The following is a 23,461-nucleotide window of genomic DNA, read 5'->3' as shown; positions in this document are numbered from 1 at the left end:
TTATTTGGCTGGTTAGTGATTTAAGGGGCCGTTGCTGGCCCCTTTTTCTTCACGTTTTCTAAACGCCCTAGCTCATGAAGCTCACGCAATTATACTAAGTTGGAACAATCGTTTGCTTAAGCATATGTTGCTCACCAGGTGCTAACGTTTTGCCTTGCGTTAACGATGTTTCTACGCATAACATGTGTTTGTAACCAAACGGATCCATGTCTGAAATAGACGCTGCACCTTGCCAAGGGTTCCAAACAACCAGTGAGTCGTTGCCTTGTGATACAACCTGAGTATATACACTGCCGTCCACTTCAATTTTGGCCGTTTCAATTGGCGCAAGGTGGATGCGGTCTGTTTCACCAGTAATGGTGTAGGGCGAGGGCGTTTCTTTCAATGCCCAAGCGTCAAGTTTGTCTTTATATTGGCCTTCAATCCCAATTATCTGAGTATGTTGAATGTGATCGACATGAAAATACGTGTGCAGCGCACAGTTGAAATTAAATGAAGCGACGCCAGTGTTTTCAGTTATCAAAGACACGTCCATCGTTTTACCAACGGCAATAACCATAGTAACAGAGCAATCATTTTCAAACCCTTCAGCGCGAGTAAAGCTGGGTGACAGCGTAATGGTTGTTCCGCTGTTGGTATCTTCTGAACTAACCAGTTTCCACACTTGGGTTCTTAAAAAGCCGTGAGAGGGCAGGGAACCTTTTTCCCTTCCGTGGTCGTCACTAAACCATGGCCAACAAACAGGTATTCCACCGCGAATTGGACGCTCTCCATTTAGATAAGCATGTGGGCTTACCCATAGCCGCTCTTTGTTATCGCTTTTAGGAGCAAAAGACAAAATATGGCCGCCAAATAAACTTATACGCGCTGTGGCGAAAGCGTTATCCACATCTAAAAAGGTGAGGCCATTAGACTCGCTAACGGTAACTGAATTCACAGGTGACATAAGTCCTCCTTGGACTGAATACTAAACTTACTAATGGATGACGGGAAAATAGGCATTGCTAGAAACCATCTTTATATGAGACAACAAAAAAAGGTGCAAACATAATGTTTGCACCTTTAGATTAACTCAACTTTGAAACAAATAGTTTAACTATTTGTTCTATATTTTGTTTATTACTTAGAAATGTGAGCCACAAGGTCTAGAACCTTGTTTGAGTAGCCCCATTCGTTGTCGTACCAAGATACTAGCTTAACGAATGTGTCAGTAAGCGCGATACCTGCTGTGGCGTCAAATACCGATGTGCGTGCATCGCCAAGGAAATCGTTAGACACAACCGCATCTTCAGTGTAACCCATGATACCTTTAAGCTCGCCTTCCGAAGCTTCTTTCATTGCTGCGCAAATTTCATCGTAGCTAGCCGGCTTTGCAAGGTTTACAGTAAGGTCTACTACTGAAACATTTGGGGTAGGTACACGGAAAGCCATACCAGTTAACTTGCCGTTAAGCTCAGGGATAACTTTACCTACTGCTTTTGCAGCACCTGTTGATGATGGAATGATGTTCTGACCAGCACCACGGCCGCCACGCCAATCTTTCATTGAAGGGCCATCTACCGTTTTTTGTGTCGCGGTCGTTGCGTGAACGGTCGTCATTAGGCCGTCTACAATACCAAATTTATCGTTAAGCACTTTGGCAAGTGGAGCAAGACAGTTAGTAGTACAAGACGCGTTTGAAACGATAGTTTCGCCAGCGTAGCTTTCTTGGTTAACACCCATTACAAACATTGGCGTGTCGTCTTTAGACGGTGCAGACATTACAACTTTCTTCGCACCAGCTTCAATATGCTTCGCCGCAGTTTCTTTAGTTAGGAATAAACCTGTCGACTCAACAACTACGTCAACATCTACTTCGTCCCACTTAAGCGCTGCAGGATCTCTTTCAGAAGTAATGCGGATAGTTTTGCCATTTACAACTAGACTATTGTTATCTACTGTAACTTCACCGTCGAATAGACCGTGTGTAGAGTCGTATTTCAAAAGATAAGCAATGTAGTCCGTGTCTAGTAAGTCGTTTATTGCAACAACTTCGATGTCGTTGCGCTCTGCTGCTGCGCGCATTACTAGGCGTCCAATACGGCCAAAACCATTGATACCGATGCGAATTGTCATAACGTACCCCGATTATTTAAATAAAATGAAAATAAATTACGTAAAGTATGGATCAAAATGCCATAATTAGCAAAATAAAAAGCAAAAGTGTTGCAAAATTACGAATCAGTGCTATTGCAATCGTATTCACATATCGCGAAGCCCTTGTTTCTAGAATAATGTTAAAAATTTGTTTGCAGACGCACCTTTAAACCTCTGGCGAGTGCGTTTTTCACCGAATAACAGGAATGACACACCATGACACAACAACTTCTGCAACAACTGGTTGAAATGCGGGGAATTGAAACCCAATACGTCGACGCATGGGGAAAACCAGCAACCATCGCAGAATCAAGTAAAGCAAAACTGCTCAACACACTTGGCTATGACACCAGTAGTGACGAAAAAATTCAGTCGCAAATTACACAAGATATTAAGGCGGTATGGTTGTCGCCGTTAAATCCTGTTCAAGTAGTTCGCAATACCCAAGAAATTAACCTAGCAGTTCGTTTGCCTATCGAGTTAGTAAACGATGACCATACGCTTACCTTAACATGTGAAAATGGTGACGTGCTCACTCACCAATTTACACCAGTCGACCAAGAAATGACGACAATGGCGCATATCGACGATGTCGAATTTCATGAGTACGTGTTAACCCTACCTTTGGATTTACCTCTTGGGTATCACGATGTAGCCTTAAGCGCTGACGACGATGAGTTTGCGCGCTCTCGCTTAATTGTGGCACCAGAAGCGTGCTATACACCGAAGGAGATCAAAGAAGGCAAAAAAATATGGGGCTTAAGCGTTCAGCTTTACTGCGTTCGCAGTGAAAAGAACTGGGGTATCGGTGATTTTTCTGATTTAGCACTGCTTATTGAAAAAGCCGCCGGCGTTGGTGCTGACTTTATCGGACTTAATCCTATTCATGCGCTTTACCCTGCAAACCCTAATGCGTGCTCGCCTTATGGGCCAAGCTCACGTCGCTGGTTAAACTATTTATATATTGATGTAACTGCTATTGATGGCTTTGATGATGCATCAGTGCAAGCGGTAGTTAACAGTGATGAGTTTAAGGCTACCTTGGAACATGCACGTAATGTAGAACATGTAGACTACGAAGCAGTAGCTCATGTGAAATTGGCCGCGCTTAAAGCGGTATTTGATGTCTATGATGCTCGATACCTTCGTAAAAACACCAAACAAAATAAAGCGTTTAAAGCGTTTGTAGAAGCGGGTGGTGAAAGCTTAGATATGTTAGCGGTGTACGACGCCTTGCAATCACACCTAAAAGCTGAAGGTAAAGACAGCTGGGGATGGCCGGTATTCCCACAAGAATACAAAGACTATTACAACCCATCCGTGGCTAAGTTTAAGAGTGCAAACGAACAAGACGTTAAATTCTACTTGTTCCTACAGTGGATTGCCGCCCAACAGCTTGAGCTTGCAAGCAACAAAGCTACTGATGCAGGCATGACCATTGGTCTTTATCGCGACCTAGCGGTAGGCGTGAGCGAAGGCAGTGCGGAAATTTGGGGTAATAAAGATCTATACTGCACAGGCGCAAGTGTAGGTGCTCCACCAGATATTTTGGGCCCACTTGGCCAAAACTGGGGCCTACCGCCTATGGACCCTCGCAAGCTTTACGAACAGGCCTATCAACCTATTATAGACCTGTTTGCGTCTAATATGGCGTCGTCAGGTTCACTGCGTATCGACCACGTTATGGCGTTGCTGCGTTTGTGGTGGGTTGTGAAAGGCGATAACGCTAAAGATGGTGGTTATGTTTATTATCCAGTTGACGACCTGCTCGGTATTTTAGCGTTAGAAAGTCACCGCAATCAGAGCCTGGTTATCGGTGAAGACCTAGGAACCGTGCCGGAAGAAATTCGCAGCAAGCTTGCTGATAACGGCGTGTACTCATACCGCGTATTTTTCTTCGAACAAGCCGAAGACGGCGGCTTCTTCTCACCTAGCCATTATCCTGTTCAGTCTATGTCAACCTTGACCACCCACGATATGCCAACGCTAATTGGTTACTGGCACTGTCTGGATTTAGAGCTAGGCAAAGAAATAGGGCTTTACCCAACAGAAGAAATCCTTCAAACGCTGTATTCGGATCGTCATGAAAACAAACAGGCAATTCTTGATACGCTGCACGGGCATGGTTCTATTGGCGAGCACGTAGGCCACGATGTTAACTATACAGGGATGAATCGCGAATTGAATAACGGAATGCAGGTGCATATGGCAGGTGGTTCAAGTGCTCTGTTAAGCCTGCAATTGGAAGACTGGTTAGAAATGGATAAGCCGGTCAATATTCCGGGCACATTTGACGAGTACCCGAACTGGCGAAGAAAGCTAACCGAGAATATCGAGTCGATGTTCGATAGACATGATATAAATGAGTTAGCGTCTAAACTTACTCACGCCAGAAAGCAAGCAAGTCAAGGTTAATTACTATTATCAAATAAAGAGTAATAGTATGTTGCCTAGGTAACTTAAACGAGTAAGATAGAGTATCAGTACGGTACTAGACAGAGCTTAAATGTGGTCAACGCATTTAAGCTCACAATTCAACCCGCTGCCATGCGGGTTTTTACTAGGAGTAGCGAATGCAATTAGCGCAGCAGTTTGAACAGGTATTATGTTCACAGCCGTTTTCCCATTTAGGTGTAATTACCAATAAACAAGGGTCGATACTTCGCGTTTGGCACCCCAATGCCAGTGAAATAATGATTAAATGGGAGAATACAGCGCTAGCAAATCTAACCGTCACCTCCAACAATGGTCTTTTTGAAACACCTCTACCTGAAGAATATCAGGGTGAAGTTTATCGTGTTATCGCAGAAGGCTTGAATGACGATAAGGGCTATATCGATCCTTATCAATTCTCCGAGCAGGCGTATCATGCGGTACATTACATCGATAGCAAGCCTTCAAACTTGTACGAGCAAGCGGGCGCGCAACTTATAACATTCTCTTCATCACAAGGCGATACGATAAAAGGTGTCAGGTTCTGCGTTTTCGCGCCCAATGCGAGTACGGTGTCGCTCATTGGCGATTTCAATCAGTGGGATGGGCGCACGCATCCTATGGAAAAGACCTCTATGGGATACTGGGTACTGTTTTTGCCAGAACTCGCAGAGGGAGAGCGCTACAAGTATCACATTAAAGATGCAAACGGCCACGACCTACCGCACAAGGCTGACCCACTTGGCTTCAGTGCAGAGCAGTATCCTTCTCATGCTTCGAAAATTTACAACCACAATAACTATGAGTGGAATGATAGCGCATGGATGGAAAAGCGAAAGGGGAACAAATACAACAGCCCAATGAGCATTTATGAAGTGCACCTTGGCTCTTGGAAGCGCCCGGGTATCGAAACTGATGCGCGCTATCTTACTTATAAAACGTTGGCCGATGACTTAATAAGCTACGTCAGTGATATGGGTTACACTCACGTTGAATTGTTGCCTATTTCCGAGTTTCCTTTCGACGGCTCATGGGGCTATCAGCCCGTGGGAATGTTCGCACCAACCAGCAGATTTGGAAACCCAGATGAATTTAAATACTTTGTTGATAAGGCTCACCAAGCAGGTATTGGCGTAATTATCGACTGGGTACCAGCGCACTTTCCTGAAGACGGCCACGGCTTGGCGCGATTTGATGGTTCTTGTGTTTATGAATATGAAGATCCGAGAAAAGGCTGGCATCCGGATTGGAATTCTTGCATTTACGATTTCGGCAAAGATACAGTTCGTCAATTTTTAGTTTCAAACGCATTGTTTTGGCTAGACAAATTTCACGTTGACGGACTCAGAGTAGATGCAGTGGCATCTATGCTTTATCTCGACTATTCACGCAATGACGGAGAGTGGATCCCGAATATAGATGGTGGCAACGAAAACTACGAAGCCATCAGCTTACTGAAATGGATGAATGAAGAAGTGTACAAGCACTTCCCTGACGCCATGACAATTGCCGAAGAATCAACGTCGTTTCCCAAGGTTTCTCGTCCAGTATTTGATGGTGGTTTGGGCTTTGGCTTTAAGTGGAACATGGGGTGGATGCACGACTCATTGCACTACATCGCTAAAGACCCCGCCTATCGCAACTATCACCATGGCGATATTACCTTTAGCATGGTTTACGCGTTTGACGAAAACTTTGTGCTGCCTATCTCGCACGATGAAGTGGTACACGGCAAAGGCAGTATGCTGCACAAAATGCCTGGCGATGAATGGCAGCAAGCCGCTAACCTGCGTTGTTACGCAGGCTTTATGTATGGTCACCCTGGCAAGAAACTTAACTTTATGGGGAACGAGCTTGCGCAGGCACGTGAATGGAACCATGACTGTAGTTTAGACTGGCACTTACTCGATTACGAAAAGCACAAAGGTATTCAAGCGCTTTATAAGGCGCTCAACAACCTCTATACGTCTACGCCAGCGCTTTACGAGCAAGACCACGAACAAGGGGGCTTTGCTTGGCTGGACCACAATAATGCAGACCAAAGCGTAATTTCATTTGTTCGTATGTCAAAAGATGCGAAGCAAAAAGTATATGTGGTATCTAATTTTACGCCCGTGCCACGTAAGAACTTCAGAATAGGCGTAGATGATGCATGCACGCTGACGCTAGCACTAAACACTGATGATGGTGCATATTGGGGTAGCGATTACGACGTTGCTTCTACTGTAAATACGCAAACCATACCTTGGAATGAGCGTACTCACTCTGCAGAAATCACGTTACCGCCCCTAGCCACGGTATTTTATGTTGCCCATGTGGATTAATCCGACTAGGGCGGCACGCCCTAGTCAAGAGATAAATTGAGAACGAAGTGAACGAAATTCGAGACACCGCACTAATTGTTGAAAGTGGATTGGGGAAGGCATATCCACTTGGCGCCACAGTTACACATGATGGTTGTAATTTTGCCGTATACGCGCCCGATGCGAAGGCGGTCGTGTTGTGCTTTTTCAATAGTGACACAGAAGAGGCAGTGAGTGAGCATTATTTGCCTGAGAAAACTGGTGATGTTTGGCACGGTCATTATAGCGGCGTTAGCGCAGGACAATACTATGGTTATCGCGTAGAACGCGGTGAGGGTGGGTTACATGCGATACCCACCGAAAAACTGCTAATCGATCCTTACGCCAAGAAAATTAGTCGCGCAATAAAATGGGACGCTAGGCAATACAAACACGACTCTCAGTTTATGATCCCCAAATGCATAGTAATTGATCAAAATGACTATGCGCCCAGTCATGTTAGCGCGCCTGTTATCCCGAAACACAAGCGAGTAGTTTACGAAGCACATATTAAAGGGCTCACAAAACGCCATCCCGATGTACCTAAAGAACAACGTGGCAAATTTATCGGTGCTGCCCATCCGAGTGTCATCAAGCATCTCAAAGCATTAGGCATAACCACGGTGCAATTTATGCCGTTGTGTTCCTTCATGCCTGAACCATTTATTACAGAGAAGGGCTTAACCAATTATTGGGGATATAACCCGGTTAACTTCTTTGCGCCTGAACCACGCTACGGAGTGTCAGACGCACTTGCTGAACTTAAATCTATGGTAGATGCTTATCATACTGCCGGACTTGAGGTCATTGTTGATGTGGTGTTTAACCATACAGCAGAGGCAGGCAATGGCGGCCCTATTCTTTCTTATAAAGGTTTTTGCCCTTACCAGGCGTACTTATTTGAACAAACAAAAAACGGAGAATTGGTTTATTCAAACCATTCTGGCTGCGGTAACACCGTAAATACCGCGCAACCATTCATGATGGGGCTCATTTTAGATGCCATGCGTCACTGGGTATCCGTAATTGGGATTGACGGCTTCCGTTTCGATTTAGCAGTATGCCTGGGAAGAGAGCCACAAGAATACAACAAGAAATCTGGGCTATTAAGAGCCATTAGTAGCGACCCTGTTTTAAAAGACAAGGTGCTGCTCGCTGAACCTTGGGATATTGGTCCAAACGGTTATCAAGTGGGTAACTTTCCGTCTCCGTGGTTAGAAGTGAATGATAAATACCGCGATACGGTGCGTGCCTTCTGGCGTGGAGACGATGGCGTTACCGCGGACTTTGCTACCCGTTTAATGGGCTCACGAGATATTTTCCACAAAGGTCGGCGACATATTAGCACGTCAGTTAATAATGTGACTTATCACGATGGTTTCACGCTGCATGATATGGTTACCTACGCAGAGCGCCACAACCTTGATAATTTAGAAGAAAACCGAGATGGGCACGGTCATAACCTGTCTGCCAATTATGGTGTTGAGGGGGAAACGAATGATGAGAAGATACTCGCTATGCGTGAGCGTCAAAAGCGCAATCTCTTTGCAACTCTGATCTTCTCGCAAGGTACACCGCATATTCTTGGAGGCGATGAATTAAGCCGCACCCAAAATGGCAATAATAATGCCTATTGTCAGGATAATCCTATTAGCTGGATGAATTGGGAATTAAACAAGCGCAAGCAAGATTTTCTTAGCTTCTGCCAATATGTGATCCGTTTGCGTCAGTCCTCTTCACTGTTAAGCGAACTAAAGCTGCACGATGATACTTTTACGCTCTCACGAAATGTAAAAGAAATAAATTGGTATAAGCCCGATGGTTCTGACAAAGCGTCTGAAGATTGGAATGCGCATCATAACAAAGCGTTTGGTGTGGAAATAAAAGGTTGCGTAACGGGCAATCAGAAGCCGGAGCATTGGTTCTTGTGTGTTAATGCAAGTGAAAGCGACGTGAGGTTTCACCTTCCTTCAGTCATACCTAGGGGAGGGTGGACAATGCACCTGGATACGCGCTACAGCTCGCTTGAAGAACAGCCTTCAATTTGCATTCAAAAGGTGTTTTTACAGGCCAGTAAATCGCTAACCTTGTTCAGTTTCTCTCAGTTCTCTGGATAGAATAATGGATTACAATACGACCTTATAACTGGTTAAGGGTGCCCTTAAAGAATTTCAGAGTTCCGCAAACGGCACTAAACCCAGTGCACGTTAGCTGAATAAGAAACAGAGTCTTTACCTTTGTGTGAATTTCATACAGCATGGGCGAAAGCGCGTAACGCAGGTGCTGAATGCGTGCCAAAATCTCGGCTAAACTAGCTTACAAAACCCGTTAATGTTTACCGCTGGTGACAATTACACCACTGCGCACTAAATTGTTAGCTTAGACTGTTCTTTATTCTTTCAGGTGGTATCATGCGCAGCCATCTGAAATGTGAGGGTGTTCCTATGCAAAAGAAAGGTGGTAATTCGCACGAAGACAAGTCGTGTGATATTGGTTTTATCGGTTTAGGGGTGATGGGTAGTAACCTTACCATGAACCTAGTGGACCATGGCTATCGTGTAGCGTGTTTCGATTTAGACCAAAATAAAGTTGAGTCTATTCTAGCTAAAGACGCAAGCGAAAGAGCTGAAAATACTGAGCCTCGTGTTGAAGGCTGCAGTTCTTACACCGAGCTTTTAAGCAAGTTAAAAGCCCCGCATCTTATCATTATCTCTGTGCCTGCTGGCGATCCTGTTGACCACGTTTGCAACCATCTTATCGACGCTGGAATTCACGCTGACGATATCGTGGTTGATACTGGCAACAGCTTGTGGACAGACTCTGTAGCACGTGAAGAGCAGTACAAAGGTAAATTCATCTTCTTCTCTACCGCCGTGTCAGGTGGTGAAGTAGGCGCTCGTTTCGGGCCATCTCTAATGCCTTCAGGCAACCCTTATGCATGGACACGCATTGAGCCTGTTCTTAAAGCTATTGCTGCAAAGGTTGACCCAGAAACAGGTAAACCATTAGAAAGCCATACGCCAGGTCAACCAGTATTAGAAGGCGAACCGTGTGCGACCTACATCGGTCCAGTTGGAGCCGGGCACTATGTAAAAATGGTGCACAATGGCATCGAATACGCAGATATGCAGCTGATCTGTGAAACGTACCATGTCATGCGCGAAGCGCTGCATATGGCGCCAGCTGAAATTGCAGAGGTGTTTCGTCGCTGGAACGAAGGCAAGCTTAATAGCTACCTGATGGAAATTAGTGCTGAAGTTCTTGAACAAATGGATCCAGAAACACAGCAGCCATTGGTTGACGTCATCCTGGACAGAGCGGGTCAAAAGGGAACAGGCCTTTGGACTGCAGTAAGCGCATTACAAGTAGGTAGTCCGGCACAGACCATCACTTCTGCGGTATTCGCGCGCAGTATTTCTAGTTTGAAAGACGAGCGTGTAGCTGCGAGCAAGGTCCTTGCAGGCCCTGATGCGCCATCGTTCAGCGATGATGAGAAAATCTCGATCATTAACAAGCTAGAGCAAGCGCTTTATTGCTCTAAAATCTGTGCTTACGCACAGGGCTTTCAGTTAATGGCAATGGCAGGCAAAGAACACGGCTGGGCATTAGAGTTTGGTGAAATAGCTAAAATATGGCGTGCAGGCTGTATTATTCGTGCTGTATTTCTTCAGTCTATTTCTCAGGCCTACGAGAATAACGAAGACCTAGCCAATTTGCTTATGGACCCATTCTTTGCAGAGCAAATTACTCAGTTTCAAGCTGATTGGCGCGAGTCTATCGCCCAAGCGACATTGGCGGGCGTGCCTTGCCCTGCCATGATGTCAGCCCTAAGCTACTACGATTCATACCGCACAGCCGTATTACCTGCTAATTTGCTGCAAGGCCAACGCGATTATTTTGGCGCACATACTTATCAGCGTGTAGATAAGCCAGCAGGTAAAAAGTATCACATCGAGTGGAGTGATCCTGCACGTCCGCAAACGGCTATCAAAAAATAGTATGAACTAAATAGTGTTACACGCGCTCATAACTGAGCGTAAACTATTAAAAGGTGTATTTGTTTTCAAATACACCTTTTTTGTTTAAAGAGGTAAGTTATGTCGACAGATGAAAAAGCAAACGCATCAATAGCTGGAAAAGACTGGAAAACTGAGCTCACTGACGAGGAGTATTATGTATGCCGCGAAGCGGGTACTGAGCGACCTTTCACTGGAGTATTGCTAGACGAGCAGCGAGATGGATTGTACGTGTGTAAGTGCTGCGAAGCGCCACTTTTCCCTTCAGATACTAAATTTGATGCTGGTTGCGGATGGCCTTCATTCTATAAGCAGCTTGATGACGGTAATGTAGATTACAGAGAAGACTTGAGTCACGGTATGCGTAGGGTTGAAATTTTTTGTAAGCAGTGTGGCTCGCACTTAGGCCATGTATTTCCAGATGGTCCTGCGCCAACAGGTCAACGCTACTGCGTAAATTCACTATCTATGACCTTTAAAGGCGAAGATGATACACAAATTAAAGGTTAAAAAGCGGCAGGGCGAAGCCTTTCTACCTAGGGCCTGTTGACCTTTGTTGTACATTTTTTCAGCGGTCTGTGTGCCATCTAGACAAGGCGAATGTTTGACGGTTTAGTGGTTCTAAATCGAGAACATTCAACGCAGTATAGATGGCACAAAGGCGCTGCCCGAAGGGGTCGTTATGGAAGCCTTTTACTCTTTGTCACAGTCCTTTAACTTAGCCCGCTAGGCTTGCAGGACTGTTTCGCGATTAAAAGGCTTCCATTTAGACCAAAATTCGTACACCAAAGGTCAACAGGCCCTAGATGAGCGCTTGATTAAGGTAAACATCTGATTAAATTTTAACCTTATGTGGAAAGTCGAGAGATCCAATCAAAAAAAACCGCCCATAAACGGCGGTTTTTTTAATTATTTACCAATGAAATTGTGTAATTGAGTTTCAAAAAATCAGAGCTTATTCAGTTTCAATGAATCAGCGTTGAAGGTCGCGCTATTTAAGTTACTGACTATTTCATCGACAATGTTATCTAGAATGCCTACTGGAAGAGCATACCGCTGTCCAAGCTGAACGCGTTGGGTGTCGTCAAGTCTTTCATCGAAGGCTTCAGCGACGCCGTACCAGACGTAAGAAAAACGATAGTTGTCCATATCCATTCCCATTGAAGCAAGCGAGTAGAAAATACTGACATCAATGTCGTCGCTATCTGTATATAAACTCAGCGCTCGATACAAGGTTTCAATGGTGCGCTTCTGATCTGTTTTTATCTGAACAGAGGCCAATTCGACCAGTAGCTTTGGATCAGTTACACGGTTGCTGGCCGCATAGCGCTCAAAGCGATGAAAAGCGTCTTTGTCGTTATACCGTGTCCAATGATAGTAAGAAAGATAGGGGTTAAGGGAGTCTTTCGTCTCGCGGCTTAGACGTTTGATTTCACGCTGAGCAGTAATAACGCCTTTTAGCCGTGTCGCTTCCTTGCCTTTGCGTTTGACGTGTTCGATATGCTGTACTTCTTCAACGCAGGTTAGATACTTTTCGAAGTTCAGGAGGAGAGGGTATTTGTAAGCGTCGTCTTTTGAATCTTGGTTATAGTAACGTAAGCGAATAATCTCAGCTCGCTCGGCGCGACATCGGGCATCCAAACTCAAATCTAAGCAAATCTCGCTGTGAGATTCACAAATTTCACTGATAGTAGGTTCAAAAAGATCGCCGCAACCCGTCAGTGTTGTCGCTGCTGCCATCCACACCGTCGTTACATAACCTTTTGTTGGAAACTTACTAAATAAACTCTCTGTTATACGAGTTTTCATAGAGGTTTTGAAACTTATCAACAATTTGGTCTTCCTTGCTTGTTTATTTAAGATACTGCTCGTCACCGTCAGGCGAAAACTCACCTAGTGTACCCTAAAAATAATAAAAAGCTGACGCGTAATTAGGATTAGTTGTGCGTGTTTGTGCCACAAAGAAATTGGCCGCGCATACAACAACGACAACACCGTTAAATTAATATCGATGAAGGCAGAAGCATGAATCAACAGTTTGAGCAGGAATTACAAAGCAGCTGGCAAGAGCGTCAGGAATACGCAGAAATGATGTTGCCACTTATTGGTAAGTTGTATCGCAATAAGGCAGTTGAAATTTCGGTTTATGGACGCTCGCTACTGAACGCCAGTGCTATTGATGTTATTAAAGCGCACCGTAAAGTGCGTCTGCACGAAGGTATTAAGCTACGCCTACGCGAAAGCTATCCAATCTTAGAAGCCTTGAGCAATATGAAGCTTGCTCCTGCACAAATTGATATTGGTAAATTAGCTTTTGATTTTCACTACGGTTCTGCGGTCGACAACAACGACCTTACGGCCTACCTTAACGAAAAACTAAACGACGTTGCCGATAAAGAGGACGATCAGAAACCTCAGGACGTTGTACTATATGGTTTTGGCCGTATAGGTCGTTTACTTGCTCGCTTGCTTATTGAACGCCAAGGTAAAAACAATAAGCTTCGCTTACGTGCCATTGTGGTTCGTGGCGGGCGCGATGGCGACCTAGAAAAACGCGCAAGCTTATTGCGCCGCGATTCAGTGCATGGTCCGTTCAACGGCAGCATCACAGTTGACCACGAGCGTAACGCGCTAAAAGCGAACGGTTCATACATTCAAGTCATTTATGCCAACAGCCCAGATGAAGTGGATTACACGCAATATGGTATCGATAACGCTATCATCGTAGACAACACGGGTATTTGGCGTGACCGCGATGGCCTTGGCCTGCACCTTAAAGCTAAGGGGGCAGCGAAAGCTATCCTTACTGCTCCTGGTAAAGGTGACATCAAGAACATCGTACATGGTGTAAATGACGAAGAAGTCACACCAGAAGATACAATTGTATCTGCTGCTAGCTGTACGACTAACGCAATAACGCCGGTACTAAAAGCGCTAGACGAAGAATATGGCATTGAAAACGGTCACGTTGAAACCGTTCACTCTTACACTAACGACCAAAACCTTATCGATAACTACCACAAAGGTGATCGTCGTGGACGTAGTGCGCCACTTAATATGGTTATTACCGAAACGGGCGCTGCGAAAGCCGTTGCCAAAGCGTACCCGAAACTGGCAGGTAAACTTACCGGTAATGCTATCCGCGTACCTACACCTAATGTGTCGCTAGCGATTTTGAACCTAAATCTCAAAACGCCGGTGGACCGTATTGCAGTTAACGAGTTCTTGCGCGATACCGCGTTGTTCTCAAAGCTTCAACACCAAATTGATTACACGGCAAGTAAAGAGATTGTATCAACAGACTTAGTCGGCTCTCGCGCTGCGTCTGTGGTTGACTCTCAGGCGACCATCGCCGCAGATAACCGCCTGACACTATACGTGTGGTATGACAACGAGTTTGGTTACAGCTGTCAGGTACTGCGCGTAGTTCGTGATATGGCAGGGCTAAGTTTCCCTACGTTGCCGCTTTAAGCAACACGCAATTTAATTATCTGTATAAAAAACCGACCTAAGTGGTCGGTTTTTTGATGGTGTAAACATTTTGTATACTTTCGATAGTACAAAACCCGCTGTGTGCGTGGAATTTGTGTTTACGTCTATGCTAAATTAGCGCTCAAATAATGAGGAAAACGACAGTCTATGCATATTTCCAGTCAATTCGACAGCGGTAACATTGAAGTTGTTAGCGCACAATCACCAGACGATATCCGTCTAACCATTCCCAACGACAACCAATCTGAATTTGCTCAGTGGTTCCATTTTCGTTTAGTGGGCGAAACTTTTGTAACTCACACAATGACTATTGGTAATCTGGCTAAGTCAGCGTATCCAGAAGGTTGGAAGGGATATAACGTTCTAGCGTCTTACGACCGTCAAACTTGGTTCAGAATTCCTAGCGAATTTGACGGTGACAACCTTACGTTCTCACTAACGCTAGAACAGCCAAGTGTTTACTTTGCGTATTTCATTCCCTACAGCTATGAACGTCACCTTGATCTTGTACACGACGCGCAAATGTCATTACTGTGCGAGCATAGATTTTTAGGCCTTACTTTGGATGGCCGTGATATGTCTATGCTGGTTATCGGTGAAGAAACACCAGAAAAGAAAAAAGTCTGGATCACGGCACGTCAACACCCTGGCGAAACCATGGCCGAGTGGTGTGCCGAAGGTATTATTTACCGTCTGCTCGACGAGCAAGATGGTTTGGCGCGACAGTTGCTTGATAATGCTGTTTTCTACATTGTGCCAAACATGAACCCAGACGGAAGCGCACGCGGTCATCTGCGTACCAACGCTGTAGGAACCAATCTAAACCGTGAGTGGGCAACGCCTTCGCAAGAAAAAAGCCCAGAAGTACTTTACGTACTGAATGCAATGAGCGAAATTGGTGTAGACATGTATCTTGATTTGCACGGTGATGAGGCATTGCCGTACAACTTTGTCGCAGGAAGTGAGGGTAACCCTAGCTACAATGACACCATCAAAATGCTTGAAAATACGTTTAAAGATGCGCTGTTGAACGCTACGCCGGAGTTTCAAGATGAATTTGGTTACGATAAAGATGAGCCAGGCAAGGCTAATTTAACCGTAGCGTCAAATGCGGTGGGCGAGAAATTCAAATGTATGGCATATACGGTGGAAATGCCATTTAAAGACAATGCAGATGTACCAGACGATATCTACGGTTGGTCGGTACAACGTAGCCGTCAATTAGGTGAAGATTTACTTATTGGTGTGAATGCAGTTGTTAAAAAGCTGAAAGCATCAGAGCAATAAAATAAGAATAAGGAAGCGAAAGTTTCCGCAAAAAGGCCTCGAAAAAAAGAGGCCTTTTAATTATCAAAATAAAACAACAAGTAAACATAATAAAAAAGGGGAATAACGTTGGAAGGGTTATATGGTTTTCTGACTATGCTCGATGGTTTCTTAGGAGGTGCGTTCTGGTTTCCTTATGTGCTGTTAGGCGTAGGTCTTTTCTTTACGGTTTATCTAAAGTTTCCGCAAATTCGTTTTTTTAAACACGCTTGGCAGGTTGTTACCGGTAAGTTTGATAAAGAAAGCGATCCAGGCGACACCACGCACTTTCGTGCGCTAACTACCGCATTGTCTGGTACCGTAGGTACGGGTAACATCTCCGGTGTTGCTTTCGCCATTTTCCTTGGTGGGCCGGCAGCACTATTCTGGATGTGGGTAACCGCCTTTTTAGGTATGACAACCAAATTTGTAGAGGTTACCCTGTCACATAAATACCGTGTTAAGACAGAAGACGGCACCATGGCTGGTGGCCCTATGTATTACATGGACCGCCGTCTAAACATGAAGTGGCTTGCTGTAGCGTTTGCTATTGCTACGGTGGTAAGTTCATTCGGTACGGGCAATCTTCCTCAAAGTAATGGAATAGCGCAAAGTATCGAAGCAACATTTGGCTTTGAGCCTTGGATGGTAGGTAGTGTACTGGGTATTCTTCTAGCCTTGGTAATTCTTGGTGGTATCCAACGCATCGCCGCGTTTACAGCGCGTGTTGTTCCGGTTATGGCGGTTATCTACCTTATTGGTGCGCTAGCGGTTATTTTCGCTAACTTAGACAACATTGGACCTTCGTTTGCTGCCGTTATCGGCGACGCATTTACTGGTTCAGCAGCTGCAGGTGGTTTCTTGGGGGCTTCATTAGCTTATGCATTTAACCGTGGCGTTAACCGCGGCCTGTTTTCAAACGAAGCGGGTCAAGGTTCTGCACCTATCGCTCACGCAGCAGCAAAAACGAAAGAGCCTGCGTCAGAAGGTATGGTGTCACTGCTTGAACCTTTCATCGACACTATTCTAATCTGTACCGTTACTGGTTTGGTTATTCTGTCGTCGGGCGTGTGGAAGGAAAAACATGAAAACGTCTTCGATCGTTCAGATATGTACTTTGTTGCAGGTCAATACGACGACTCGAATCAGGATGACGTAAACAAACTATATGGTTACCTGAATGAAATTGAAGGTAACAATGTAGAGCCTTTCACGGGCTCAATTACCGTTGTAAACGGCACGGCTGTAAGCGATGGTTTTACACTGCTTAACGCTAGATCTGTCGCAGAAGACGTGAAGTATGCAGTAGGCAGTGAAGACTTGTTTACTGGCACGCTTAAGATTGTCGACGGAAAGCCGGTTAAAGAGAACCTTGAAGTAAGCGGTAAGTCACTGGTTCACTCGGCAGCGCTCACCACCATTGCCTTTACTCGCGGTTTCTTTGGCGACTTCGGTCAATATATCGTGTCAATTGGCCTTATGCTGTTTGCTTTCTCTACAGCCATTGCCTGGTCATATTATGGTGACCGCGCTATGACCTATTTGTTGGGGCCTCGTTCAGTAATGCCGTATCGCGTTATCTACGTAGCGGGTTTCGTATGGGCTGCATTCTCTGATACCACATTGGTTTGGGCACTTTCAGCTGTGGCTATCGTGGTAATGACTTTGCCAAACCTATTCGGCATCATGTTGCTTTGCAAAGAGATGAAAGAAACGGTTAACGACTACTGGTCTCGACATAAAAAATAAGGTGTGTATTGCCTTTTCTTGAGTTTTATTGAGAGAAAAGGCAAGTTGGTCACCAGATAAAAATGCGTGGCGGTGAACTTTGTACAAAAGTTAACACCCTGCGCATTTTTGTTTTATGGCGATAAGGTTAATCCACAGAATCGACTTCATTGTTGTGATGAACTTAAGTATGATACCCGTCCGCGTATAAATGCTCACTCGCTTAAAAGCGAACAGTGCATTTCCATTTCGCACCCAATAAACAGGAGCAACATATGGCATTAGTTGACTGTCCTTCATGTAATAAAAAAACGTCTGATAAAGCGAAGACGTGTCCTCACTGTGATTTTAAAATCGGTGATGCGACCTCAGAAGATATAGAGCGCAAACAAAGCTTACAAAGATTTAAAAAGTTAGCCAGTATCCAGAACCAATCCCTTCTTGCTATGCTTATCTTCGTTGCGAGTTTTGGCTTCATGTATTGGGGCGGAACACGCCCAGGTGATTTGCAACATAATTTAGCTATTTTGGGCGCTGTGGTTGGCTTTGTATGGTACTTAGTAAACCGCGCGCGAATTGTTTATATAAAGCGTTTTTCCTAAATGAATATAGAAGCACTATTAGCCAGTATGACGCCGGAGATATATGAGCGTCTGCGTCAGGCGGTTGAAACAGGTAAGTGGCCTGACGGTACCCCATTAAACGAAGATCAAAAAGCAAGCAGCATGCAGGCTGTTATGCTGTATCAAGCAAAAATAGAAAAGTCCTCTGAGCATATGACAGTAGGTGAAAGCGGCGAAATCGTACATAAAAGTAAAGCCGACTTTAAACGCTCGTTACGCGATGAGCAGGATGATAATAATACAATAGCGCGGTTTAAACAGGATGATATTTAGTCGTATATTTGCGCCTTCACACCAAAGCCCAAAGCCTGAAAAACGGATGCAGGCAATCGAGAGTCTCTCTCCCGACAAGGCACAGGAAAAAACAATTCTTCACGAACTGGCATTTAATGACGAAGATGCAAATGTCAGTTTAGCAGCACTCGAAAAGCTTAATAGCTTTGTGCTGTGGCTTAAAATGTCACAAATTGCCAAGCAGTCTCGCGTTAGAAAAGCGGCGGAGAAAAAGGTAAACGCCGCTTTGTTAGGCGAGGGGGATGTCACACTTTCCCGCCAAGAGATATTCTCTTTTTTAACTGAAACAGCCAACGCCGATTTGGTAGTGCAGTTAGTACCGCAAATGTTGAAGAAAGAGCCTATGCTGTTACAAGATGATGCGCTAGCTAACGCGCTAATCGAAAAAGTAGCGAAGCCATCTTTCACCCAGTTTGTTTTTTTAGAAGGCGCAAGTCCCCAACTGCAGACTCAACTAGTCAACGCATATTCAGACGTATCAGATTTGCAAAAGCTTGCTAAGAAAGTATCAGATGATGCGCTTGTTACGCAAATTAATGCGCGAATTGATGCTATCAAAGAGGCTGCAAAGCGCCCTGTGGAGCTTAAAAAGCAGCTCACTTTGGGACTTTCAAAATATCAGGCTTTACTCGATAAATCAGATGTAGAAACCATTGATGAAAAGCGCAATGAGCTAGAGTCCGAATTAACCGGGCTGTTTGCTCAAATTGACTTACTCACTTCAGAAGAACGCGCTGATTATGAAGAAAAGCGCTCGCGTATAGGTGAGCAGCTCGAGCGATATTTAAGCCGTATCCGCCCAGCATGGGAAGAGAAGCAACAAGCGTCGCAACGTGCTAATACCAAAGCATTGTGCGAACAGCAGCTTACTTATGCCAAGGAGCAGGTAGCTTGGTTGTACAATAACAGGCTTTGTGAAGCGACGCTTGCTGATGTTGCTACGGTTAATGAAAGCGTGCGCGGTGTTGAAGCAACGCTCGAACAGCTAGCGCGTCTCGATGATGAATCTGCAACTAATAAGCGAATTACACAGATTAAGCGCTCTGTCGACGAACTAAACGAGCAGCTTGATCGCTTCTCTATGCAGCAGCAATACGGCCAAAAGCTACTGATAAAACTTCAGTCGCTCGAAGACATTGCCGCTAAGATCGTTTCGGCAAGCGATAGCGAGTCGGACAAAGATACCCGTGATGTGAGCGTTGAAGAAGCTAGCGCATCGACTGAGAATTTGAGTCAAGTAAATGGTGGCGACGCATTACAAAGCAGTAGTGTAGTGGCTCTTAAAGCGGAGTTTGACGAAGTACGTCAAGCGTATAAAGCGCTTAGTCGCGAAATCGATGCCATTCCTAAGGCGTTGTCTAAGCGTTTTAACGCAGCGACAAGCAGTGTAAATGCCAAAGAGCGTGCTCTAAAATCCAAAGAAAATGAGCAAGTAAAACACATTAGAAAGCACATTAGTGTTATCGATAACTTAATTGCTCAGGGTAAATTCCGCGTTGCTATTTCAAAATTTGCAAAGCTTCAGGAAAGTTATGCTGCGCTTCCTGGTTCAGCGAAAAAGTATGTAGAGAAGCGTTTTGAGAAAACCGCTGGTGATGTGTCGCGCTTAGAAGGATGGCAGGATTACCTTGCTGCGCCGCGCAAACCCGCTCTTTTAGAAGAAGCAAAAGCGTTAGCCAGTGCGGATGCAGAAAATATTAAGCAAAGAAGTGAGGCCATTAAGTATCTGCGTAAGCAGTGGCTATCACTAACATCATCATCGCCAACGAGTGAAGAAAGTAGTGATGACGCGTTGTTACAGCAGCAATTCGATGATGCACTTGAAAAGGCCTTCGAGCCTTGTAGAGCACATTACGCGAAGTTAGATGCACAGCGGGCTGCTGCGCGTGAACAGCGCATGTCGATTATCGCTACGGTTAAGGCAATGGACATTAACATGTCGGAAGCCGAGTTAGTGAAAGTTTTCGATAGAGTGTCTAAACAGTGGCACGCTGCAGGTCAGGTTGAACGTGAAATTTATGAACAGCTGAAGCAAGAATGGAAGGCGGTATCATCGCCTATTCAGGCTAAAGTGAATCAATGGCAAAGTGACAACCAAGCCCAAAAGCGTGCGTTGGTCACCCAAGCTTGTCAACTTTCTACGGAAGAAGACGTCGCTGGCGCTGCCGACAAAGCTCAGCAATTGCAAAGCCAGTGGAAGCAAGTAGGTCATGCAGGTAAACGTGAAGAGAGTAAGTTGTGGGCAGAATTTAAAGCTGCTAATGACACCGTATTTGAACGTTTAAAAGCCGAGCGGAAAGTTCAGAATAATGCATTTAACGCGTTAGTAGATTCGCTACTCAAGCAAGTGGAAGCTGTTGACATCAACAGCGATGATGCCACGTTTAGTCAATCAATAAGCGACGTTCGCGCTCAGTTAACCGACTTGCCTAAAGCGCAACGTACAAAAGTAGAGAAAAAGCTAGATTCACTTGAAGGTAAGCGTGCGGCGCAAGCTAAAAATGCACAATCTCAAGCCCGATTGGCACGAGCTCAGGCTCTGATTTCTTTACTACAGCTAAGTGTAGGTGAGGGAAGTGGTGACGAGCAGTCTCTAGCGGAAACGTTAGGGAAGCGTTGGGCGAGCGTATTGGGTCAGTCTACTGGAAATGAAACAACTCAGCACGATAGACAATGGTTAACGGTAGCACTAGAAGTCGCAACTGGCATGCCAAGTCCAGATGCTGATGCATCTATACGCTCTAGCGTACAGCTACAAATGATGACATCTAAGTTAGAACAAGGCGAAGCGGCAACAGCTCCCGACATTCTTGCTGACTGGTTATCATACGACTCGATAAGCGAAGTAGATAACCATCTGCTACAACGAGTTGTTTCAGTTATTGATGCTCACCCTGAAATTGTTGCTTAAACGGAAAGCCTAAATGGAAAACAGTGTTGAGTTTCAATTTGAAACAGAAATGTCTGCTTATCGCTTTTTGAATACCGTGAAGCATATCGACGCAGAAGGGTTAAGAGTGAAATTCGGGCGTACGGACCATCACGTGATTGTAAAATACCGTTACGGCGTAGGTGAATTTGATTCGACGCTATCTACACTAGACGATCTTGCCCGTGAGTTAGGTGGTGAAGAAGTGTCTTAACTAACGCGCTTAGGTCTTTGATTACTTGAAGTTGTCATAAAGAAGTCCTCTTTATGTCAACGTATTTCAGGACGGGACAGTAAATACAAAAAGGGCCAGACAATTGTCTGGCCCTTTTTTTGATAAAAACGTGATTAACAGTCTTTATCTTCAGCGTCTACGCCTTCTTTCACATCTTCACAAGCGTCTTCAACGGCATTACCTGCATCGGTAACAATTTCGTCTAGCTCCTCGCCTGCGTCTTCCGCTTCACCGTCACCGCAAGCTGCTAGTGATAGTGCAAATGCTGATGCTACTAGTACCTTTGATAAGTTTTTAAATGAAAACATATCCTTACTCCTTTTTCCTATTAAAATACTTCTAACTCTTAGGCTCTTGGTGCTCTACCACGTAACGCATTTGCGATAAGTGAGATTACGAGCAACGCGATAAACACAAAGAAAAGAAACTGTGCGATACCTGTTGCTGCACCTGCGATGCCTCCAAAACCAAAAACTGCTGCAATAATGGCGATGATAAAAAATGTGATTGCCCAACCTAACATAACTAAATCCTCGTATTGCTTCCGTTACTTTCACTTTAACTAATGCTATCTTTGTGCCTGTTTTTTAAGTTATTGAATTATATTGATATAATTTAATCTTTTTCTGGTTGTCAGGCCGTATCTGCAGGCATTTAACGTCACGATTACACGTACGAATGCATTTTTTACATGATCAAGTAAGGCCCTTGTCACCCATTTTTACTCTCAGTGTGTTAAGGGCCTTTGGCTGGGATTATTCTTTGTTTCTTACCAGCTTCCGAAGAACGTGAGAGCAAGGTTGTGGTTTGTCATGGCGTCTGAATTGGCGCCTGGCGACGCAATATGATTATGTAAGTATCCCATCTCACCGCGCCACAATACGTTTTGCCCACATAGTTTTTCTCGCTGAAAATAAAAAAGAGGCAAAGCGAAAGGGAAGGGACGCCTTGCCTGCAAAGGGAGAGTGTTTCGCCCCTCACACTTCCTATGAATGGAGGGGCAATGGTCTATTTAGTTACCGTTTGGGTTGTAAGGTAACGAAGATTGGTGAGCAACAATACGCAGGTCGCCGTCACTATCTTTGACATAGGCAAAAGTGTATTCCACCTTCGTTTCGCCACCTTTTGTATCGGTAAAGAAGTAGTTACCCATAGCTACGGCCATGCGACAGCTATTATTGATAATACCCACATTATCAAATTTCACATTTGTGTAGGGCTTTATTGCAAAGCCTTTGTCCTCTTCGTAAGCGTCATTACCGCCGACAAAGTAAGAAAGCGCAGCATCGAAGCTTGAACGGAACTGGTCGTTAGCTGCAAGCGTTGGTTTAAACAGTACGCTGCTTAAATCGTAACCATACATGGCTTGTATAAAGTCAGCGGCCTCGCCTGAGTAATCACCATCGTTGCTAAAAACTGCACCAATTCGCACTATGCCGTCGCCCCACATCTTTTGTGCCGTTACCACTTCTCGCTCAGTAATACATTCGTCAGAATAAAGTAATGCGTTATCCAATGCGTTAGCTTTTAACACTGGCGCATTTGTACTTCGTGAATGCTCCATCTGCGGCTTTGCCACTGCACTGCAGCCTGTTACTACCATAATCGAAGCTGCTACAAGTGTTGTTTTTGTCATTAACGTGCTTAGCTTTTTCATCGCCTGACTCCTTAGTCATTTGCAAAATATATATATGCTATTACCTGATTCAATTGCTTGGAGCAGAGCCTGTGTCACGTTGTGAATAGCGGTCTACAAATCTGCTCTGCAGCTCATGGTTTTAATGATAGCTAGCTATAATGACGGAGACTTTTGTACAACATTAATAGAAGATTAACGGCTCATTAAAAATGAAGATGTCCAAAAATGTGTCAGTTTTGGGCGTATGAATGTCTTATCTGTCATGCTGGTAAGTGTGTATTATGATCGC

General features: G+C 44.7%; 18 protein-coding genes. 12 read left to right on the top strand and 6 right to left on the bottom strand.

Annotated features, from left to right (window positions below; translation table 11 throughout):
• Positions 1-94: 94 nt before the first annotated feature.
• Together AC27KT_RS13240 and gap are read right to left on the bottom strand one after the other, a co-directional pair.
• Positions 95-946 (bottom strand): D-hexose-6-phosphate mutarotase, encoded by an 852-nt coding sequence (locus tag AC27KT_RS13240; protein ID WP_487130665.1) that lies wholly within the window; start codon positions 944-946, stop codon positions 95-97.
• Between the two features lie 173 nt (positions 947-1,119).
• A complete protein-coding gene (gene gap, locus AC27KT_RS13235) occupies positions 1,120-2,115 on the bottom strand; it encodes a type I glyceraldehyde-3-phosphate dehydrogenase (RefSeq protein ID WP_014976817.1) in 996 nt (331 codons plus the stop codon).
• Positions 2,116-2,352: 237 nt separating this feature from the next.
• On the opposite strand from gap, the gene malQ reads away from it, so the two are divergent.
• The 5 genes from malQ to msrB all read left to right on the top strand — a co-directional run bounded on the left by malQ (position 2,353) and on the right by msrB (position 11,437).
• On the top strand, positions 2,353-4,551 hold the full coding sequence (gene malQ, locus AC27KT_RS13230; protein WP_487130662.1) for a 4-alpha-glucanotransferase: 2,199 nt from the start codon (positions 2,353-2,355) through the stop codon (positions 4,549-4,551).
• Between the two features lie 158 nt (positions 4,552-4,709).
• Complete coding sequence (glgB, locus tag AC27KT_RS13225) at positions 4,710-6,893, top strand: 1,4-alpha-glucan branching protein GlgB (protein ID WP_487130660.1); 2,184 nt, start codon at positions 4,710-4,712, stop codon at positions 6,891-6,893.
• Between the two features lie 47 nt (positions 6,894-6,940).
• The gene (gene glgX / locus AC27KT_RS13220) at positions 6,941-9,028 is read left to right on the top strand and encodes a glycogen debranching protein GlgX (protein WP_487130658.1); all 2,088 of its coding nucleotides are present in this window, start codon (positions 6,941-6,943) and stop codon (positions 9,026-9,028) included.
• 327 nt (positions 9,029-9,355) lie between these two features.
• Entirely contained in the window at positions 9,356-10,909 is a 1,554-nt protein-coding gene (gene gndA / locus AC27KT_RS13215; RefSeq protein ID WP_487130656.1) for an NADP-dependent phosphogluconate dehydrogenase, read from the top strand.
• Positions 10,910-11,008: 99 nt separating this feature from the next.
• Positions 11,009-11,437 (top strand): peptide-methionine (R)-S-oxide reductase MsrB, encoded by a 429-nt coding sequence (gene msrB, locus AC27KT_RS13210; protein WP_487130654.1) that lies wholly within the window; start codon positions 11,009-11,011, stop codon positions 11,435-11,437.
• A 438-nt stretch (positions 11,438-11,875) separates the two neighbouring features.
• Here msrB and AC27KT_RS13205 read toward each other — a convergent pair whose 3' ends face one another.
• A complete protein-coding gene (locus AC27KT_RS13205) occupies positions 11,876-12,760 on the bottom strand; it encodes a DUF2989 domain-containing protein (RefSeq protein ID WP_487130652.1) in 885 nt (294 codons plus the stop codon).
• Positions 12,761-12,952: 192 nt separating this feature from the next.
• On the opposite strand from AC27KT_RS13205, the gene AC27KT_RS13200 reads away from it, so the two are divergent.
• The 7 genes from AC27KT_RS13200 (at position 12,953) to AC27KT_RS13170 (ending at position 21,512) form a co-directional block, all read left to right on the top strand.
• Positions 12,953-14,398 carry a glyceraldehyde-3-phosphate dehydrogenase gene (locus tag AC27KT_RS13200; protein ID WP_014979588.1) on the top strand — a complete coding sequence of 482 codons (1,446 nt, stop codon included), beginning with the start codon at positions 12,953-12,955 and terminating at the stop codon, positions 14,396-14,398.
• A gap of 168 nt (positions 14,399-14,566) precedes the next feature.
• Entirely contained in the window at positions 14,567-15,706 is a 1,140-nt protein-coding gene (locus AC27KT_RS13195; protein ID WP_487130650.1) for a M14 family metallopeptidase, read from the top strand.
• A gap of 108 nt (positions 15,707-15,814) precedes the next feature.
• Positions 15,815-17,473: an alanine/glycine:cation symporter family protein gene (locus tag AC27KT_RS13190; protein WP_487130648.1), complete on the top strand. Its 1,659-nt coding sequence runs from the start codon at positions 15,815-15,817 to the stop codon at positions 17,471-17,473.
• Positions 17,474-17,727: 254 nt separating this feature from the next.
• Positions 17,728-18,054, top strand: a complete 327-nt coding sequence (locus AC27KT_RS13185; RefSeq protein WP_014949837.1) for a zinc ribbon domain-containing protein — start codon at positions 17,728-17,730, stop codon at positions 18,052-18,054.
• Entirely contained in the window at positions 18,055-18,348 is a 294-nt protein-coding gene (locus AC27KT_RS13180) for a YeaC family protein (RefSeq protein ID WP_487130646.1), read from the top strand.
• The gene (locus tag AC27KT_RS13175) at positions 18,338-21,280 is read left to right on the top strand and encodes a DUF349 domain-containing protein (protein WP_487130644.1); all 2,943 of its coding nucleotides are present in this window, start codon (positions 18,338-18,340) and stop codon (positions 21,278-21,280) included. The genes AC27KT_RS13180 and AC27KT_RS13175 overlap by 11 nt, the downstream gene beginning before the upstream one ends.
• 13 nt (positions 21,281-21,293) lie before the next feature.
• Positions 21,294-21,512 carry a hypothetical protein gene (locus tag AC27KT_RS13170; protein WP_487130642.1) on the top strand — a complete coding sequence of 73 codons (219 nt, stop codon included), beginning with the start codon at positions 21,294-21,296 and terminating at the stop codon, positions 21,510-21,512.
• A 134-nt stretch (positions 21,513-21,646) separates the two neighbouring features.
• On the opposite strand, the gene AC27KT_RS13165 is transcribed toward AC27KT_RS13170, so the two are convergent.
• From AC27KT_RS13165 to AC27KT_RS13155, 3 genes are all read right to left on the bottom strand, one after another.
• A complete protein-coding gene (locus AC27KT_RS13165; protein ID WP_014949833.1) occupies positions 21,647-21,841 on the bottom strand; it encodes a hypothetical protein in 195 nt (64 codons plus the stop codon).
• 38 nt (positions 21,842-21,879) lie between these two features.
• On the bottom strand, positions 21,880-22,056 hold the full coding sequence (locus tag AC27KT_RS13160) for a DUF1328 domain-containing protein (protein WP_014949832.1): 177 nt from the start codon (positions 22,054-22,056) through the stop codon (positions 21,880-21,882).
• 489 nt (positions 22,057-22,545) lie between these two features.
• Positions 22,546-23,190 carry a phosphoribosyl-AMP cyclohydrolase gene (locus AC27KT_RS13155; RefSeq protein ID WP_487130639.1) on the bottom strand — a complete coding sequence of 215 codons (645 nt, stop codon included), beginning with the start codon at positions 23,188-23,190 and terminating at the stop codon, positions 22,546-22,548.
• Positions 23,191-23,461: the final 271 nt, after the last annotated feature.

Source organism: Alteromonas sp. 5NW40-0090, assembly GCF_057552975.1.
This window is presented reverse-complemented; position numbering and strand designations above follow the sequence as displayed.